At 60.6% G+C, this 17,317-nt stretch carries 21 protein-coding genes; 10 read left to right on the top strand and 11 right to left on the bottom strand.

Features of this window, described 5'->3' with window-relative positions:
* Positions 1-85: 85 nt before the first annotated feature.
* Positions 86-877 carry a crotonase/enoyl-CoA hydratase family protein gene (locus GTQ41_RS18590; RefSeq protein WP_047295450.1) on the top strand — a complete coding sequence of 264 codons (792 nt, stop codon included), beginning with the start codon at positions 86-88 and terminating at the stop codon, positions 875-877.
* 101 nt (positions 878-978) lie between these two features.
* On the opposite strand, the gene GTQ41_RS18595 is transcribed toward GTQ41_RS18590, so the two are convergent.
* Positions 979-1,734, bottom strand: coding sequence for a spermidine synthase (locus tag GTQ41_RS18595; protein WP_041069570.1), 756 nt, complete (start codon positions 1,732-1,734; stop codon positions 979-981).
* A gap of 153 nt (positions 1,735-1,887) precedes the next feature.
* Here GTQ41_RS18595 and GTQ41_RS18600 point away from each other — a divergent pair, with 153 nt between their 5' ends.
* Positions 1,888-3,234: a class II 3-deoxy-7-phosphoheptulonate synthase gene (locus GTQ41_RS18600; protein ID WP_217325337.1), complete on the top strand. Its 1,347-nt coding sequence runs from the start codon at positions 1,888-1,890 to the stop codon at positions 3,232-3,234.
* A gap of 172 nt (positions 3,235-3,406) precedes the next feature.
* On the opposite strand, the gene GTQ41_RS18605 is transcribed toward GTQ41_RS18600, so the two are convergent.
* Positions 3,407-4,633, bottom strand: coding sequence for a winged helix-turn-helix domain-containing protein (locus GTQ41_RS18605; protein WP_047295455.1), 1,227 nt, complete (start codon positions 4,631-4,633; stop codon positions 3,407-3,409).
* 64 nt (positions 4,634-4,697) lie between these two features.
* Positions 4,698-4,919, bottom strand: coding sequence for a DUF1127 domain-containing protein (locus GTQ41_RS18610; RefSeq protein WP_047295457.1), 222 nt, complete (start codon positions 4,917-4,919; stop codon positions 4,698-4,700).
* 96 nt (positions 4,920-5,015) lie between these two features.
* On the opposite strand from GTQ41_RS18610, the gene GTQ41_RS18615 reads away from it, so the two are divergent.
* The gene (locus tag GTQ41_RS18615) at positions 5,016-5,870 is read left to right on the top strand and encodes a LysR substrate-binding domain-containing protein (protein ID WP_047295460.1); all 855 of its coding nucleotides are present in this window, start codon (positions 5,016-5,018) and stop codon (positions 5,868-5,870) included.
* Here the strand turns inward: GTQ41_RS18615 and GTQ41_RS18620 are convergent.
* Positions 5,860-6,609 carry a sulfite exporter TauE/SafE family protein gene (locus GTQ41_RS18620; RefSeq protein ID WP_179295022.1) on the bottom strand — a complete coding sequence of 250 codons (750 nt, stop codon included), beginning with the start codon at positions 6,607-6,609 and terminating at the stop codon, positions 5,860-5,862. The genes GTQ41_RS18615 and GTQ41_RS18620 overlap by 11 nt on opposite strands.
* A gap of 111 nt (positions 6,610-6,720) precedes the next feature.
* Between GTQ41_RS18620 and GTQ41_RS18625 the strand changes: the two genes are divergently transcribed.
* The 4 genes from GTQ41_RS18625 to GTQ41_RS18640 all read left to right on the top strand — a co-directional run bounded on the left by GTQ41_RS18625 (position 6,721) and on the right by GTQ41_RS18640 (position 9,964).
* Positions 6,721-7,677, top strand: a complete 957-nt coding sequence (locus GTQ41_RS18625; RefSeq protein ID WP_039770458.1) for a LysR family transcriptional regulator — start codon at positions 6,721-6,723, stop codon at positions 7,675-7,677.
* Between the two features lie 83 nt (positions 7,678-7,760).
* Positions 7,761-8,225: a MarR family winged helix-turn-helix transcriptional regulator gene (locus GTQ41_RS18630; RefSeq protein ID WP_047295464.1), complete on the top strand. Its 465-nt coding sequence runs from the start codon at positions 7,761-7,763 to the stop codon at positions 8,223-8,225.
* Positions 8,226-8,497: 272 nt separating this feature from the next.
* Entirely contained in the window at positions 8,498-8,917 is a 420-nt protein-coding gene (locus GTQ41_RS18635; protein ID WP_047295466.1) for an organic hydroperoxide resistance protein, read from the top strand.
* Positions 8,918-8,950: 33 nt separating this feature from the next.
* Entirely contained in the window at positions 8,951-9,964 is a 1,014-nt protein-coding gene (locus tag GTQ41_RS18640; RefSeq protein ID WP_047295468.1) for an alpha/beta hydrolase, read from the top strand.
* A gap of 63 nt (positions 9,965-10,027) precedes the next feature.
* On the opposite strand, the gene GTQ41_RS18645 is transcribed toward GTQ41_RS18640, so the two are convergent.
* Positions 10,028-10,597 carry an elongation factor P gene (locus tag GTQ41_RS18645; RefSeq protein WP_003226785.1) on the bottom strand — a complete coding sequence of 190 codons (570 nt, stop codon included), beginning with the start codon at positions 10,595-10,597 and terminating at the stop codon, positions 10,028-10,030.
* A gap of 48 nt (positions 10,598-10,645) precedes the next feature.
* Positions 10,646-11,788 (bottom strand): elongation factor P maturation arginine rhamnosyltransferase EarP, encoded by a 1,143-nt coding sequence (gene earP / locus GTQ41_RS18650; RefSeq protein ID WP_047295471.1) that lies wholly within the window; start codon positions 11,786-11,788, stop codon positions 10,646-10,648.
* Between the two features lie 125 nt (positions 11,789-11,913).
* On the opposite strand from earP, the gene GTQ41_RS18655 reads away from it, so the two are divergent.
* Entirely contained in the window at positions 11,914-12,324 is a 411-nt protein-coding gene (locus tag GTQ41_RS18655; protein ID WP_041069540.1) for a hypothetical protein, read from the top strand.
* A 2-nt stretch (positions 12,325-12,326) separates the two neighbouring features.
* Entirely contained in the window at positions 12,327-12,809 is a 483-nt protein-coding gene (locus tag GTQ41_RS18660; RefSeq protein WP_047295472.1) for a GreA/GreB family elongation factor, read from the top strand.
* Positions 12,810-12,818: 9 nt separating this feature from the next.
* Here the strand turns inward: GTQ41_RS18660 and cysB are convergent, their stop codons facing one another.
* The 5 genes from cysB to GTQ41_RS18685 all read right to left on the bottom strand — a co-directional run bounded on the left by cysB (position 12,819) and on the right by GTQ41_RS18685 (position 16,787).
* The gene (gene cysB / locus GTQ41_RS18665) at positions 12,819-13,793 is read right to left on the bottom strand and encodes an HTH-type transcriptional regulator CysB (protein ID WP_007908591.1); all 975 of its coding nucleotides are present in this window, start codon (positions 13,791-13,793) and stop codon (positions 12,819-12,821) included.
* A gap of 113 nt (positions 13,794-13,906) precedes the next feature.
* A complete protein-coding gene (locus GTQ41_RS18670) occupies positions 13,907-14,410 on the bottom strand; it encodes a universal stress protein (RefSeq protein ID WP_047295475.1) in 504 nt (167 codons plus the stop codon).
* Positions 14,411-14,508: 98 nt separating this feature from the next.
* Positions 14,509-15,414 carry a 5'-nucleotidase gene (locus GTQ41_RS18675; protein ID WP_047295477.1) on the bottom strand — a complete coding sequence of 302 codons (906 nt, stop codon included), beginning with the start codon at positions 15,412-15,414 and terminating at the stop codon, positions 14,509-14,511.
* Positions 15,415-15,443: 29 nt separating this feature from the next.
* Positions 15,444-16,400, bottom strand: a complete 957-nt coding sequence (locus GTQ41_RS18680) for a putative 2-dehydropantoate 2-reductase (protein WP_047295479.1) — start codon at positions 16,398-16,400, stop codon at positions 15,444-15,446.
* Complete coding sequence (locus GTQ41_RS18685; RefSeq protein WP_047295481.1) at positions 16,401-16,787, bottom strand: co-chaperone YbbN; 387 nt, start codon at positions 16,785-16,787, stop codon at positions 16,401-16,403.
* On the opposite strand from GTQ41_RS18685, the gene GTQ41_RS18690 reads away from it, so the two are divergent.
* Positions 16,786-17,229, top strand: a complete 444-nt coding sequence (locus GTQ41_RS18690) for a PilZ domain-containing protein (protein ID WP_041069521.1) — start codon at positions 16,786-16,788, stop codon at positions 17,227-17,229. The two genes, GTQ41_RS18685 and GTQ41_RS18690, sit on opposite strands and share 2 nt — an antisense overlap.
* Positions 17,230-17,317 lie beyond the last annotated feature (88 nt).

Raw genomic sequence — 17,317 nt, forward strand, 5'->3', positions numbered from 1 at the left:
GCCTTGCGGGTGATGACGCTTAAACGATTCATCGATGTGCGGCATACCGTCGCTGCACCGGCCCTTCCCGCCCGAGGATCTACCCATGAGTCAGCCCTGCCCCGGCCGCGTCAGCCGTGAACGTCGAGGTCATATCCACTTGATCGGCCTTGACCGGGCCGCCAAACGCAATGCCTTCGACCTCGATCTGCTCAATGACCTGAGCCTGGCCTACGGCGAGTTCGAGGCCGACAGTGACGCGCGAGTGGCCGTGGTGTTCGGGCATGGCGAGCACTTTACCGCCGGTCTGGATCTGCTCAACGCCAGCGCCGCCCTCGCCGAAGGCTGGCAGGTTCCGACCGGCGGTTGCGACCCGTGGGGCGTTTTCGTCGGGCCGCGCGTGAGCAAACCGGTAATTGTCGCCGCGCAGGGCTACTGCCTGACCATCGGTATCGAGTTGATGCTGGCCGCTGACATCAACCTGTGCGCGAGCAATACCCGCTTCGCACAAATGGAAGTGCAGCGAGGGATTTTTCCTTTTGGTGGCGCGACCTTGCGTTTTCATCAGGTGGCCGGCTGGGGCAACGCGATGCGCTGGCTGCTGACCGGCGATGAGTTCGATGCGCATGATGCATTGCGCCTGGGTTTGGTACAGGAAGTAATGGCCAGTGAGGACCTGCTGCCCCGCGCGATCGAACTGGCCGAGCGGATTGCCCGGCAGGCACCGCTGGGGGTGCAGGCGACGCTGATGTCGGCGCGGCAGGCACGGTATGAAGGTGAGACGGCGGCGGCGCAGGGGTTGCCGGCACTGGTGAAGAAGTTGCTGGGGAGTGAGGATGCCAAGGAAGGCATCAGCTCGCTGGTTGAGCGGCGGCCAGGCATCTTCAAAGGGATCTGATGAACTCCCCCCTGCAGGAGCTGCCGAAGGCTGCGATCTTTGATCTTGTTTCTAAAAAGATCGCAGCCTTCGGCAGCTCCTACAGTTGACCGAGTCGCCACTCAGGTGGCAGGGCGAATACTGTTGATCAACGACTGCAACGAATACCCCAACCGCGGCGCCAGCGCTTCAGCGCGGGCGGTCAGCGCCTGCATGTCCAGCTCCTGATCGAGATCCGCCGGCACAATCAGAATCACATTGCCCTCCTTCACCGGCAGTTCCCAGTAATGCCGGTGGTAGAGCCCACGCAGCAACGCGGCGCCCAGCGGTTTGCCATCATCGGTGGCCCACTGATTGATCACCAGCCAGCCGCCCGGATTCAAACGCTTCTGACAGTCGCCGAGAAAACTCCAGGCCAGATGCCCGACACCCGGGCCGACATCGGTGTACAGGTCGACAAAGATCAGATCCGCAGGCTCGGCCGTCGGCAGCAACTCCAGCGCATCGCCGACCCGAATGTACAAACGCGGATCGTCATCCAGCCCCAGGTATTCGATGGCCAGGCGCGGCACGTCCGGGCGCAGTTCGATGGCTTCGACATCTTCCAGCGGCAGGAACTTGAGGCAGGCCTGGGTCAGCGTACCGGCACCGAGGCCAAGAAACAGTGCGCTCTCCGGTTGTTCATGGCACAACGCGCCAATCAGCATCGCCCGGGTGTAGTCGTATTCGAGCCAGCTCGGATCGGCGGTGAACACGCAGCTCTGCTCGATGGCATCGCCGAATTCCAGAAAGCGGTAATCGGCCACTTCCAGCACGCGAATCACGCCGAATTCATCCTGTACCTCGGCGAGCAACAGCTCGACGCGCTCCTCAGTCATTTCGTCTCCTGATGGCCACCGGGCGCGGTGACGCGATGGCACCGCTCCGGCGCCGTGGCAAAGCGGCGATTGTCGGTGATGGGGCGGGAGCAGGTCACGCACTAATTGCTGCTACCATGGCCTTCCCGTGCGTAGAACCCATTAGAGACCGTGATGAGCCAACCCTGGAGTCCTGACAGCTGGCGCGCCCTGCCGATCCAGCAACAACCCCAATACCCCGACGCCGCGCATCTGCGCCAGGTCGAGCAGGCCCTGGCCAGCTATCCGCCGCTGGTGTTTGCCGGTGAAGCGCGCGAGCTGCGCCGCCAGTTTGCCGAAGTGACTCAGGGCCGGGCGTTCCTGTTGCAGGGCGGCGATTGCGCGGAAAGCTTTGCCGAGTTCTCGGCAGCGAAGATTCGCGACACCTTCAAAGTGTTGCTGCAAATGGCGATCGTCATGACCTTCGCCGCCGGTTGCCCGGTGGTCAAGGTCGGGCGCATGGCCGGTCAGTTCGCCAAGCCGCGCTCTGCCAACGACGAAACCCTCAACGGCGTGACCCTGCCCGCCTACCGTGGCGACATCGTCAACGGCATCGGTTTTGACGAAAAGAGCCGCGTGCCGGATCCGGAGCGCCTGCTGCAGTCCTATCACCAGTCCACCGCCACCTTGAACCTGTTGCGCGCCTTCGCCCAGGGCGGCTTTGCCGACCTGCATCAGGTGCATAAGTGGAACCTGGATTTCATCGCCAACTCGGCACTGGCCGAGAAATACAGCCACCTCGCCGACCGCATCGATGAGACCCTCGCATTCATGCGCGCCTGCGGCATGGACAGCTCGCCGCAACTGCGCGAAACCAGTTTCTTCACCGCTCACGAGGCACTGTTGCTGAACTACGAAGAAGCGTTCGTGCGTCGCGACAGCCTGACCAACGATTACTACGATTGCTCGGCGCACATGCTGTGGATCGGTGACCGTACTCGTCAGCTCGACGGTGCTCACGTCGAATTCCTGCGCGGGGTGAACAACCCGATTGGCGTCAAAGTCGGCCCGAGCATGAACCCGGACGACCTGATCCGCCTGATCGACGTGCTCAACCCGGACAACGATCCCGGCCGCCTGAACCTGATTGCGCGGATGGGCGCGAACAAGGTCGGCGACCACCTGCCGGCGCTGATCCGCGCGGTACAGCGTGAAGGCAAGCAGGTGTTGTGGAGCTCCGACCCGATGCACGGCAACACGATCAAGGCCAGCAGCGGCTACAAGACCCGCGACTTCGCGCAGATCCTGGGTGAGGTGAAACAGTTCTTCCAGGTGCACGAAGCCGAAAGCACTTATGCCGGCGGGATTCATATCGAGATGACCGGGCAGAATGTCACCGAGTGCATTGGTGGCGCGCGGCCGATCACGGAAGACGGGTTGTCGGATCGCTATCACACCCACTGCGATCCGCGGATGAATGCCGATCAGTCGCTGGAACTGGCGTTTTTGATTGCGGAAACCCTGAAACAGGTCCGCCGCTAGACCGAGTCGCCCCATCGCCAGCAGGCATGGATTGACCTCTATCCCTGTAGGAGCTGCTGAAGGCTGCGATCTTTTGATCTTGATTTAAAAAATCAAAAGATCGCAGCCTTCGGCAGCTCCTACAGGGGTCAAAGATCTCTGTGGGAGCCAGCCTGCTGGCGATGAGGTCGGTTCAGGCACCCTCAATTTGCGCCAACGCCACCCGCAACCGCGCCGCACTCTCGCGCTGACAATTAAGCTGCACCCGCGCAAGCCTCAGCCAATCGGCCATCTGCCGCAGATTCAACGCCAGCGCCAGCATGCCCTCTTCATCCAGCCCCGGCGCTTCCTCGTGCACCGCGTGCACCGCCAGGCGCCCCGACGCTCGTTCGGCGCGCAGATCGACCCGCGCGGCAATCCGTTCGTTGTGCAGGAAAGGCAGCACGTAATAGCCGTAAACGCGCTTGTCCTGCGGCGTGTAGATCTCCAACCGATAGCGGAAATCAAACAGCCGCTCGGTGCGACTGCGTTCCCAGATCAACGAATCGAACGGCGACAACAGTGCACTGGCAACCACTTTGCGCGGCACCTTCGGTTCCGGCAGGCAGTAGGCGATCTGTCGCCAACCGGTGACTTCACAGGTCTGCAAATGCCCGTCCTCGACCAGTTCCGCCAGACGCGGTCGCGCATCAGACGGATTCAAGCGGAAATAATCCCGCAGATCCTTTTCCGTGCCGACGCCGAGCGCCTGCGCCGCGTGCAGCAACAAACCACGCTGCGCTTGCGCCTCGTCAGGTAACGCTTGTTGCAAAATCGAGGAGGGAATGACCCGCTCCGGCAAATCATACAAACGCTCAAAACCGCGACGACCGGCCACGGTCACTTCACCCGCGGCAAACAGCCACTCCAGCGCATGCTTTTCCGCGCTCCAGTCCCACCACTGCCCGGCCTTGTCCTCGCGGGTCGACAGACTGCCGGCACCCAATGCACCGCGCTCCTCGACCGCACTCAAGACCCGGCGCACAACGCTCTGCTGCTCCAGACCAAACTTTGCCAGTTGCTGATAAATGTCTCTGCCATTCCTCGCCCGCTGCATGCGCCAACCCATCAACGGATACATGGCCAATGGCAACAACGATGCCTCATGGCCCCAGTACTCGAACAACGTGCGACGTCGTCCCGAACTCCAGGCGGCCTGATCGAGCAAATCAGCGGAATAGGAACCCAAACGGGAAAACAGCGGCAGGTAGTGCGAGCGCACCACGGCGTTGACGGAGTCGATCTGCAGCAGGCCCAGCCGTTCGATCAGCCGGTTAAGTTGCGGCGCCTTGACGGTTGGCGGCTGGCGCCCGTTGAATCCTTGGGCGGCCAGCGCCAGACGTCGCGCCTGTTTGAGAGAAAAGGCCAGAGTCGCGGGCATGAGCATCTCCTTGTCTGCTCGCAACCTACCTCACCTGAAAGTGGTTTGTGTAGTAAGGCGCCGATCATTTATGCATCGGATCGTCCCAGAACGGCCGAATCGCCTCGTGTTCGACGTCGGCCCGACTGACCCCGATGTCCTTCAGCGCTTCATCGCTCAGACTGGCGAGCAACTCGCGCTCACGGTGCAGTTCGTACCAGCGGCTGAACCTGTGCAGCAGATCGGAAACGATATGGCCGTGGCCGGAAAATTTTGTGTCGTCTACATACTCTCTTTGACCTTTCATCGTGTTGCCCTCCTTGTGGATGGCTCAAGTCTCGCGCTGGCGCTAAGATCAATCCAACGAATGTTTCTGATGGCATTCATCACGGAGATTCATTAATTGTCGGCCTACCCCAGTATCGATACCGATGTCCTGCGCACCTTCGTCGCGATTGCCGATCAGGGCGGTTTTACCCGCGCCGGCGAAATGGTCAACCGCACGCAATCGGCGGTGAGCATGCAGATGAAACGTCTGGAAGAAGACGTGTTGCAGCGTCAGCTGTTCGAGCGCGACGGCCGCCAGGTACGCCTGACCGCCGAAGGCCAGGTGTTGTTGGGTTATGCGCGGCGCATCCTGAAATTACACAGCGAAGTGTTCAACACCCTGCGCGAGCCGCACATGGTCGGCACTGTGCGCATCGGTACGCCGGACGATTACGTGATGCGGTTTCTGCCGGGGATCCTGTCGCGGTTCGCGCAGTTCTACCCGTTGATCCAGATCGAAGTGCATTGTGAGTCCAGCAAACAGCTGTTGCAGCGCACCGATCTGGACTTGTCAATCGTCACCCGCGAGCCGGGCAACGAGATCGGCCAGTTGCTGCGCAAGGAGCGTTTTGTCTGGGCCGAGGCGCAAAACTTCAGCGCGCACGAGCAGACGCCGCTGCCGCTGGCGATGTTCAACAGTGATTGTTTCTGCCGCTTGTGGGCCTGCAATGCGCTCGACGCGATGGGCCGCGATTACCGCATCGCCTACAACAGCACCAGCCTGTCGGCACTGATGGCGGTGGTGAGCGCGGGTCTGGCGATCACCGCGCAACTGGAAAGCCTGATCACTCCGGACATGCGCATTCTCGGTGCCAACGAAGACCTGCCGCTGCTGCCCGAGGCCAGCATCATGCTGATCCGCAACCTGAACAACCCGTCGCCGATCACCGAATGCCTGGCCGAGCACATCGTCGAAGGCTTCAAACTTTAAACGCGAGCATCACCGCACACAGCACCAGGAAACCGCAGAACAGCCCGCGCAGCAGTTTTTCCGGCATGGCGTGAGCGACTTTCACACCCCAACTGATGCTCGCCAGACCGCCGATGGCCAGGGGCAGGCCGATCATCCAGTCGACCTCGTGATGCACCGCATAGGTCACCAGGGTCACGCCGGTGCTGGGCAGCGCCAGTGCCAGCGACAGGCCTTGAGCAACCACCTGGCTAGTACCGAACAGACTGGTGAGGACCGGCGTCGCCACCACGGCCCCGCCGACACCGAACAGACCGCCCATGGTTCCGGACGCCGCGCCAAGCACACCCAGCCATGGCCATGAATAACGCATCTCTGAGCTCACTGCCGGCTTTTTGCCGAACATCTTCAGCAGGTTGTACGCCGAGAGCACCACGAGGAAAGCGACAAAACCGATACGCATGGTTTGCGCATCAATGCCCACCGCCCAGATCGAACCGATCCACGCAAAGCAAAAACCCATGATCGCCAGCGGCAGCGCGTGGCGCAGTTCGATGCGGTTACGCTGGTGATAACGCCACAGCGCCAGCATCACGTTCGGCACGACCATCACCAGCGCCGTGCCTTGGGCGATCTGTTGATCGAGGCCGAACCACACGCCCAGCAGCGGAATGGCGATCAGCCCGCCACCAATACCGAATATTCCGCCCAATGTCCCCAAGGCGGCGCCAAACAGCAGGTACAGCAAAAACTCGATCACAGCGATGTCCTCATCCGTCAGGCGATCCATCCTACGCAGTCGTGACTGGCGGGGAAACGCACAGCAACGCACAATGGCTGTGCCAAAACCGCATAGGTACTGAGCTGGTTCATGAATCCCAATCAATTGACCGAACAACTTGGGCTGTTTCTCGATGTGCTGGAGAGCGGGAGCTTTTCTGCGGCTTCGCGTCGACATCCGCTGACGCCATCCGCCGTCGCCCGACGCATTGACAGCCTGGAAAGCGCGGTCGGCAGCCAGTTGTTTATCCGCAGCACTCATGCGGTGCGCGCCACGCCGGCCGGGCTGGCGTTTGCCGAACGGGCGCGGCGAATCGTTGCCGAGCTGCAATTGGCGCGGGCTGAAGCGGTGTCTCTGAGCAGCGCGCCGGAGGGGCTGATTCGGGTGGATGCGCCAGCGGCGTTCGGGCGCCGACATCTCGCGCCGGTGATTGCCGATTTTCTGGTGCTGTATCCGGGGCTGGATGTGCAACTGCATCTGATCGATAGCTTCGTCGACATGGACGGTTCAAACCTGGGCAAGGTCGACCTGGTATTGCGTGCCGGGCAGATGGCCGACACCCGGCTGGTGGCCACTCCGTTGGCGAGCATGGTGCGCATCGCCTGCGCCAGCCCCGACTATCTCAAGCGCCGGGGCGTGCCGAGCGAACCCGCACAATTGAGCGAGCATGACGGCCTCGATTGGGACGGCCTCGCCCCGCCCTTCGCCTGGCGTTTCGAGCAAAACGGGCAGATGCAATTGCACCGCCCGGCGCGGGTGCGCATGAGCGCCAACAACGCTGAGGCGTTGGTTTGCGGAGCGCTTGCGGGACTCGGGATCGCGCATCTACCCACCTGGCTGGCCAGCGAATACCTGTTACGTGGCGAGTTGCTGCCGCTGTTCTGTGAAAACGGCCTGCCAAAACCGGAGAGCACCGGCATCTATGCGCTGCGGCTGGAACAACAGGCCAGCTCCCGCAGCCGCCTGCTGCTGGAATACCTCAAGACCCGTTTCAGCCCCGTGCCGCCGTGGGATCTGGCGCTGCAACGTGAACTGGGCCGGCACTGACCGATCCGCCACCAGGCACAATTGTCTGGCGCATTAAAGATTCGAGCGCTAGATTCATCTGCATCACCGTTCAAGGCACTGACATGACCACCGACCGCGACACCACCGACCACTGCGAAGACCTGCTGCTCGACAATCAGGCCTGCTTCGCCCTGCATTCCACTTCGCTGATGATGACCAAGGTCTACAAGCCGCTGTTGCAAGCGCTTGGCCTGACGTATCCGCAATACCTGGCGATGATGGTGCTGTGGGAGAAGGACGGTTTGACCGTCGGAGAAATCAGCACGCGCCTGCTGACCGATCCGGGCTCGCTGACCCCGCTACTCAAGCGGCTGGAAGGTGAAGGTTTGCTCAGCAGAACCCGCAGCCGTGAGGATGAACGCGTGGTGATCGTTGAACTGACTGCACAGGGACGCGCCTTGAAAGACAAGGCCCGAACCGTGCCTCAATGCATCCTGGGGGCCAGTGGCTTCACGCTGGAGCGCCTGCAAAATCTGCAAGCTGAATTGCAGGCATTGCGTGGTCATTTGCAGGACAGCCTCGCTTAAGACTCCCCTTCCCTGTGGGCGCAGCCTTGCGCCTGCAGGCGAATCGCACCGTCCCCCCGCCTATCTCCCGAAAAATTTTTCCTCTCGTTTCACGTTAAAAAAACCTTCCATATCAAACGCTTGAGATCACGACACTGCCCAATCCAAGTGCCGATCCACGCTTTCTTCAAAAATTTATCTTGCGCGCCAAATATTAGCGAAGTACATTTACTTCGCACCTAGTTAGCGCGCAAACAATTAGCACAACAATCACACTTGAAGAGGCTCACACCATGCAAACGCTCTACACCGCAATCGCAACCTCCACTGGCGGCCGTGATGGTCGTGCGATCTCCAGCGACAACGTCCTTGACGTCAAACTCGCCACCCCGAAAGAACTCGGCGGTGCCGGCGGCGCGGCCACCAACCCTGAGCAACTGTTCGCTGCCGGCTACTCGGCCTGCTTCATCGGCGCGCTGAAATTCGTTGCCAGTCAGACCAAACGCAAAATCCCGGACGACGCCTCGATCACCGCCCACGTCGGTATCGGCCAGATTCCTGGCGGTTTCGGTCTGGACATCGACCTGCACATTAATCTGCCGGGCCTGGAGCAGGCTGACGCACAAAGCCTGGTCGAAGCTGCCCACCAGGTCTGCCCGTACTCCAACGCCACTCGCGGCAACGTCGATGTGCGTCTGCACGTCACCGTGTAATCACTGACACTCTGGCCCGTACAGGAAATGAACATGAACACTTTCAGCAAAGTCTTGACCGGTACCCTTCTCGCCCTGTCCATCCAGAGCGCATTTGCCGGGGAGGTTGAACACAACACCCAGGCGTTCCTCGATGTACTGAATGCAGGCACTGGCAAACCGATGGAACAGCTGACACCCAAGGATGCCCGCGCCGTGCTGACAGGCGCGCAGTCCGGGGTCAAACTGACGCTGCCCAAAGCGGACGTCAGCGAGAAGACTATTCAGGTCGATGGCCAACCGTTGAGCCTGACCATCGTCCGGCCGGCCGGGGTCAAGGGCGAGCTTCCGGTGTTCATGTTCTTCCACGGCGGCGGCTGGGTGTTGGGGGACTTCCCGACCCACGAACGTCTGGTGCGGGATCTGGTGGCCGGTTCGGGGGCGGCGGCGGTGTTCGTCAATTACACCCCTTCGCCGGAAGCGCATTACCCGGTAGCGATCAACCAGGCTTACGCCGCGACCAAATGGGTGGCCGAACACGGCAAAGAGATCAACGTCGACGGCAAGCGTCTGGCGGTGGCGGGCAACAGCGTCGGTGGCAACATGGCCGCAGTCGTCGCCTTGATGGCCAAAGACAAAGGCACCCCGGCGATCAAATTCCAGGTGCTGCTGTGGCCGGTAACCGATGCCAATTTCGACACCGGTTCGTATAACCAGTATGCCGAGGGGCACTTCCTCACCCGCAACATGATGAAGTGGTTCTGGGACAACTACACCACCGACGCCAACCAGCGCAACGAGATCTACGCCTCGCCGCTGCGGGCCACGACCGCGCAATTGAAAGATCTGCCGCCTGCACTGGTCCAGACCGCCGGGGCCGACGTGCTGCGTGACGAAGGCGAAGCCTACGCCCGTAAACTCGACGAAGCCGGCGTGCCGGTGACCTCAGTGCGCTACAACGGCATGATCCACGACTACGGATTGCTCAATGTGGTCAGCCAGGTACCGGCAGTGCGTTCGGCGATGCTGCAGGCTTCGGAAGAACTGAAACAGCACCTGAAGAAGTAATTCATCAGGTACAAAAAAGCCCGACGCAATGGTCGGGCTTTTTCTTTCCGCGAAAAGCAGTGCTTATTTGGCACGGCCTTTGTAGGAACCGCCTTCGCGGGTATCGATCTCGATCATGTCGCCGATTTCGATGAAGTCAGCCACCGACAGCTCGGTACCGTTCTTCAGTTTTGCAGGCTTCATCACCTTGCCGGAAGTGTCACCGCGAGCGGAACCTTCGGTGTAGTCAACCTGACGCACGATAGTGGTCGGCAGCTCTACGGACACCAGACGCTCTTCGAAGAACACGGCTTCGCAAACGTCGGTCATGCCTTCTTCAACGAAAGGCAGAACGCTTTCGATGTCTTCGGCGTTCAGCTCGTACATGGTGTAGTCAGTGGTGTCCATGAACGTGTAGGTGTCACCGCTGATGAAAGACAGGGTGGCTTCTTTACGATCCAGGATCACGTCGTCCAGCTTGTCGTCCGCACCGTAAACGGTTTCGGTCTTGTAACCGGTCAGCAGGTTCTTCAGCTTGGTCTTCATGATCGCGCTGTTACGGCCCGACTTGGTGAATTCAGCTTTCTGAACCAGCCAAGGATCGTTGTCGATACGGATCACGGTACCGGGTTTGAGTTCTTTACCAGTTTTCATTGCGAATATCCGAATTTGGATGGGATTTACAAAAATCTAGGCCGCGTATCATATCCAATTTAGGTAAAACTGTACCAGCGCCGTGGCAAGATCCGCCTGCAAGCCTTGTTCCAGACACCACGCCTCGGCGTTTTCCTGCAGTTCTGGCCAGTGTTTACGGGCCTTGAGCCAGTGCTCGCCGATCGGTTGCCCGGCACTCCAGGCCCGCCACAGACCGCTCGTCGCCTCGGCAGCAGCCGGGGAAAGCCCTTTGGTGTAGAGCGCGAGAAAGGCATCGAGCTTGTCGAGGTGGATGTCTTCATCCTGCTGATAGATGTGCCAGAGCATCGGTCGCCCGGCCCACTGTGCACGGACGAACGAGTCTTCTCCGCGCACTGCGTTGAAATCGCAGCACCACATCAACTGATCGTATTGATCCTGACGAACGAACGGCAGCACCTGCACCGTCAGCGCCTGACGCACGTTCAGATCGCCGACAGCCAACGCGTCGACCCCGAGCCAGCGCGCAACGTCACCGAGGATCCGCCCTTCCGGCACCAGCAGATGGGTCGGCGTGCTATCGGCCGCCAATACATCCAGCCAACTGGCCAGCCCGGCATTTTCATAGGCAAACAACGAGATCAGCTGTGCGTCCGCTGCTCGATCGACGCCCAGGTTTTGCAGGAATTGTCGCTGCGCAACTGCATCCTGCTGAAATTGCCGACGCCGCTCAAGCAGACCGCTTTCACGCAGCAAGCCGCCCGTCCCCGGCTGAAATCCGGGAAAGAAAAAGAATTTCTGTACCGACTTGTACTTCACCGACGGCAAACCGTGACAACCGGTGACCCAGTCTTCAGCGCTGAGGTAATCGAGGTTCATCCACAGCGGCGGCTGTTGCCGCTCGGCCATGGCGTCCATATAGGCAGCTGGCAACTGACAAGCAAACGCGGCGATCACCACGTCCGCTGCCTCCGTCTGCGGCCAGTCGCTCGGCCAGTGCCATACCTGAACGCCCTGCTGCGATTGCTGCGCAAGGTGGATGTCGATCTCGGGGCAGATACGCTCGAAGGCGCGCAGGTCATCAACCCACAAGCGCACTGCCAGTCCATGTTCGGCCACCAGTTGCCGGGCCAGACGCCAGGTCACGCCGATGTCGCCATAATTGTCGACCACGGTGCAAAAAATATCCCAGCGGGTTTTCGGTACCGGCATGCAAAGACTCCCGTTGGCAAAAGCGCTGATTGTCCGCATAAATGACCTCGCGCAGAAGAGCCGACGGCGATTAATCTTCGTGCGACAATCGCCACTTGCCCGCAATCATCCGCCAGGAGGCAGCCATGCCCTATCGTCCCAACCCGCGTCGTCCGTTGCCTGTTCAGCTTAGCGCGCTGCAACTGACCGGCAGCATTGCCCTGGGCATGTGGCTGGGCTTTCTGGCCATCGCCCTGACCTGCTGGCTGATTTCGCGTTTTGTGTTGACCGAGCAACTGGCGCCGGTTGCCCAGGCCGTGCAGCAACTGGCCAAGCCGCCAGCGGCCGTCCAGGTACAACCGGACATTCCGCCACAGAGCCCGCTGTTCGAGCAGTACGAAGAAAACCTGCGCAAGAACGAGCAGCAGGCACGTCTGGATCAGGCTCGCGGCAGCAGTCGCAACCAGTCGAATCCGAAATGCCAGTTCTGGCTGCAACAGGACCAGACCGCGCCGAGCGAAAAGAGCCGCGCCAACGTTTTGCAATTCTGCGATTGATCATGAACAAGCACACCGTCCACCAACTGATCCTAGACAAACTGCGCGTCGACCTCGACATCGCCGAGCGCGCCGCGCAGACCGCTTACGAAACCGCGACCCATGAAGAGAACATCGCCGAGAACAAGTACGACACCCTCGGACTTGAGGCTTCCTATCTGGCGGCGGGTCAGGCGAAACGCGTCGAGGAAATCCGCCAGTCACTGGCGCTATGCCAGAACCTGAAGCTGCGCGCCTACGACGAAAATCGCGGCATCGAGATCGGCGCCCTGCTCGGCCTGGAAGATGAAAAGGGCCGCGAGCAATGGCTGTTCCTGGCCCCGGATGCGGCGGGCCTGAAAGTCGATGTGGTGAGTCAGCCGATTACCGTCATCAGCCCACGCTCGCCGCTGGGCAAAGGCCTGCTGGGCAAGTTCGAGGGCGATGAAGTGGAGATTCTAGTGGCAGGCACCCGGCAACAGTTCGCTGTCACCGAGGTGCTTTGAGGCGGGGACTTAGTGGACCGGCAATTCGACGCCGTCGAACAGCTCTTCCAGTTCCTGTTTGTTGTGGCACTGGATGGCTTTGGCCATCACTTCGCGGGTCAGGTGCGGGGCGAACTTCTCGATGAAGTCGCACATGAAACCACGCAGGAAAGTACCGCGACGGAAACCGATCTTGGTGATGCTCGACTCGAACAGTTCGCTGGCATCCAGCACCACCAGGTCGTTATCGAGCTTGGTGTCGACCGCCATTTTGGCGACGATGCCCACACCCAGGCCGAGACGCACGTAGGTTTTGATCACGTCGGCGTCGGCGGCGGTAAACACCACTTTCGGCGTCAGGCCACGATGACTGAAGGCTTCGTCGAGTTTCGATCGGCCAGTGAAACCGAACACGTATGTCACGATCGGGTATTCGGCCAGCGCTTCGAGGGTCAGCTTCGGCAACTTGGTCAGCGGGTGGCCCTGGGGCACGACCACGCAACGGTTCCAGCGATAGCACGGCATCATCACCAGATCACCGAACAGCTCCAGCGCTTCGGTGGCGATGGCGAAATCGACGGTGCCGTCAGCGGCCATCTCGGCGATCTGCATCGGCGACCCTTGGTGCATGTGCAGCGCCACGTCCGGGTATTGCTTGATGAAATTGCTGATCACCGGCGGCAATGCGTAACGTGCCTGGGTGTGGGTGGTGGCGATCGACAGGGTGCCTTTCTTCTCGTTGGAGAATTCCTGAGCGATCTGCTTGATGCTTTCGACCTTGCGCAGGATTTCGCCAGCGGTGGTGATGATGCGCTCGCCGGCCGGGGTGACGCGGGTCAGGTGTTTGCCGCTGCGAGCGAACACTTCAACGCCAAGTTCGTCTTCCAGCAGGCGGATCTGTTTACTGATACCCGGTTGCGAGGTGTAAAGGCTTTGGGCGGTAGCGGAAACGTTGAGGTCGTGGTGCGCCACTTCCCAGATGTAGCGCAATTGTTGAAGCTTCATATGTATCCCTCAAAGCAGGTAGACGCCACGGGCATCAGCGACGGTATATAACTATATTAATGGTTTGATGAATAAATCTAGAACTTTTTTATCAAAACGCCATTATTCCCGCTTCAGCGATCCCCCCGGCGCCGACGCTCCATCAACGGCACCAGATAGACCGGCACCTTGGCCAATTGCAGAACCCGGGTCGCCGTGCGCCCCAAAGGCGTTTCCGCCCCTACGCCGTGACTGTGAGTGCCTACGATCAGCAAATCCACAGAGAGTTTCCGCACCTGGTCGAGAATCACCTGCGCTGGATCGCCCTGCACCACCCGAACCGCGCAAATCCGCTGCAGATCCTGCTCGCCCTCGTCCCCCAGTTCTTCGCGAAAACTGTCCAGCACCCGTTGCTCGATACTGGCGATGACAGTTTTCAGACCCCGACGGTGAAATTCGTTCAATGCCTGTTCGTCGAGATAACTCTGCAACACCGATTCGGCAAACAGCCCCATGGGCTCCACTGCATGCACCACGTACAAGTCGGCATTGAATGTCCGCGCCAGTGCCAGGGCATGCTGCATCACTAACGGTGCGTACAGACCGAGGTCAGTGGCATACAGCATCGAACGAATCATATGACCTCCTCGCGTGCCAACATGGCGGAGATTTGATTCAGCTTAGCAGTGCCTTGGCGACTACGACGTGCGACGCAACGTCTTGAAGCACAGGGGCTTTAGATCGACGTTTCGTTGCTGATGCCATGCGGCACATGGCCGGTGGCGACCACTTCACGGGCGAGCTCGCAGTGTCCGGCCTGATCGTCGAAAAACACGTCGGCGGCAAAGGCTTCGAGGAATGCCGATTTGGTCAGACCGCCGAGGAACAGCGACTCGTCGAGGCGGATATCCCACTCGCGCAAGGTGCGGATCACCCGCTCATGGGCCGGTGCCGAACGCGCGGTGACCAGCGCCGTACGGATCGGGCAGTCGTCCTCCGGGAACTCGCGTTGCAGCGCATTGAGCGCCGCCAGAAATCCTTTGAACGGCCCACCGCGCAATGGCTCGCGTGCCGACTCGCGTTCCTTGGCCTGGAACGCCTCCAGCCCGCCGGACTGATAAACGCGCTCGGACTCGTCGGAGAACAACACCGCGTCACCGTCGAAGGCGATGCGCAACTCATCACTCGCGGCACGGCTGGCGCCCCCAGACAGAATTGTCGCCGCAGCAAATCCGGCATCCAGTGCGGCGCGCACGTCCTCGGCGTGCGTGGACAGAAACAGGTCACAGCCAAAGGCCTTGAGATACGGATACGGGCTGCGTCCGCCGACGAAGGCCGCCCGGGAAATGTCCAGCCCGTAGTGATGAATCGAGTTGAACGCGCGCAGGCCGGTATCGGCACTGTTGCGCGAAACCAGAATCACCTCGACCCGGGCGCGGTCGAGGCGGCTGTTGAGGCTCAGGAGTTTTTCCACCAGCGGGAACGCATCGCCGGGGGCGAGGATTTCGTCTTCGTGTTCGATCTGATATTGCCGATAGGCTTCAACGCCGCTCGACAGGTAGACCTTGTGACTCTCGCTCAGGTCGAACAAGGCGCGAGACGAAATCGCCAGCACCAGTTTGTCATCGATGTTCTTGGCCATGCCTTCCCCCACTCCCGCAAAAAACCGACTCAGGTGTTGCGTCGGTCGATGAAACCCAGCGTGCGATACAACGCTTCGATTCGTGGCAATTCACATCCTGCCGCCTTGGCGGCGGCCAATGGCCGGGCGTAAATCGCTTCCAGCTCCAGCGGCCGTTTGTGCAGAAAATCGTGGTACATGCTCGGCCAGTAGTCGGGCATTTTCTCGGTCATTGTGAACAGGTATTCGGCGTAACCGGACGGTATTTCATGACCACAGGCCCTGGCGCCCTGCACCACTTCGGCCATCAGCGCCTGAATCAACGCGCGACTGTCAGCGTCGGCCATCAGCGGCGTGGTACCAGCACCGAGCAACACCGAGAGACCGTTGTAGGGAATATTCCACACCAGTTTCTGCCAGCGCGCCTGTTGCAGATTGGCCATTGCCTGCGAATCGATGCCCGCGGCGCGGAACAGACTGGCGCCCTCTTCAACGAGCGCCATGCGCGCCGCATCGTCCGTCGCCGGGCCGCTGTGATAGCCGACGTTCACCGCCCCCAAGGCCTGATGGGTGATGTGCCCCGGCCCTTCGCGATGCACGCAGATCAGACACAGACCGCCGAGCAAATGCAGGGAGTCGGGCAGCCACTCGCGCAAGCTGTCTTCGACGTCCAGACCGTTCTGCAGCACCAGCACTTTCGCGCCGGGCCTGGCCGCGGCAATGATCGCCGGGGCCAGACCGGCGCTGCTGGTGGTCTTGGCGCCGACCAGCAACCAGTCGCAGGCCGGCATGTCCTCGGCCTTGGCATACGCTTGCACCGGGTTCAATGTCAGCGTGCCATGCACGGCACTGTCCACTTGCAACCCACGCTCGGCCACCGCTGAAAACTCACTGCGCAGTAAAAAGTGCACATCGAAACCGGCCCGCGCCAGCATCAAACCGTAAAACCCGCCAATTGCACCGGTGCCGATAATCCCGATCACCGGTTTGCTGTCTGCTCCCACCATCTATGGCAACTCCTCTGCAATTCGACCCAGCGCCTGCGCCACTGCCGCGTTCAGCGCAGCGGCGGTCAGGCGCGTGTGCAATGCCCCAAAGAACTCGCCGTCGCGCACCACAAACAGCGCCGGCAAATGAAAGACCTGATAGCGCTCCACCAGCCCACCGTTATTGCCGGCATCAATCCAGCACAGGCGATCGACCGCCAGCGCGAACCCGGGCAACACTTCTCTGGCATAGCGGCAACTGGAACAGCCGACACTGGTGAAAATCACCAGCGAAACACCGCTCATCGCCAGCAGCCGCTGGTCGGCGTCGAAATCGGTCAGCTCGGATTCGACCACTATACTGGGGGAAACAATGTCAAATGGCCGACACAGGGAGTCTGTGCTCATGGGACGTTTCATTCCTCATCCGGACGAAGTGCCGGTTGAATTAACCTTGCTCAAGCCCGAGTGTATTTCCAGGCAACAGCTGCACACTATCAGCCTCGGCGGGATCGCTTGCAATTATCACCGCGCCTGGCGCCACGGCACCGCCCTTGAAGTGCGTCTGCCGACGCTCAATGCCGACCTCTGTTTTCCGGGCTACGTGGCGTGGTGCCTGCGACGCAAAAAGGGCTATCTGGTGGGGATCGCGTTCACTGATGAGCAGACGTTGTTCAGCGCCCGGATGGGCGAGCAGGTGTGCCAGATCGAACGCTATTGCCGTATGAACGAGGCCCATGACGACTTGCAGGATATTCAGGCGCTGGCCCTGCAATGGGTCGAACAACACGCCAACGAGTTCTCCCACGACAGCGTGCGCAAGGCTTTTGCCCAGCCAGTACTGGATTAAAGCGGCGCTTGCCCATTGTCGAGCCGCGTCTGACGCGCTAAGGTTCGGCTCCCCGACGCGCTTAAATCTGCTGTGCTCCGCCGCGCGG

Origin of the sequence: Pseudomonas sp. AN-B15 (assembly GCF_019056475.1) — a bacterium.
Taxonomy (GTDB): domain Bacteria; phylum Pseudomonadota; class Gammaproteobacteria; order Pseudomonadales; family Pseudomonadaceae; genus Aquipseudomonas; species Aquipseudomonas parakoreensis.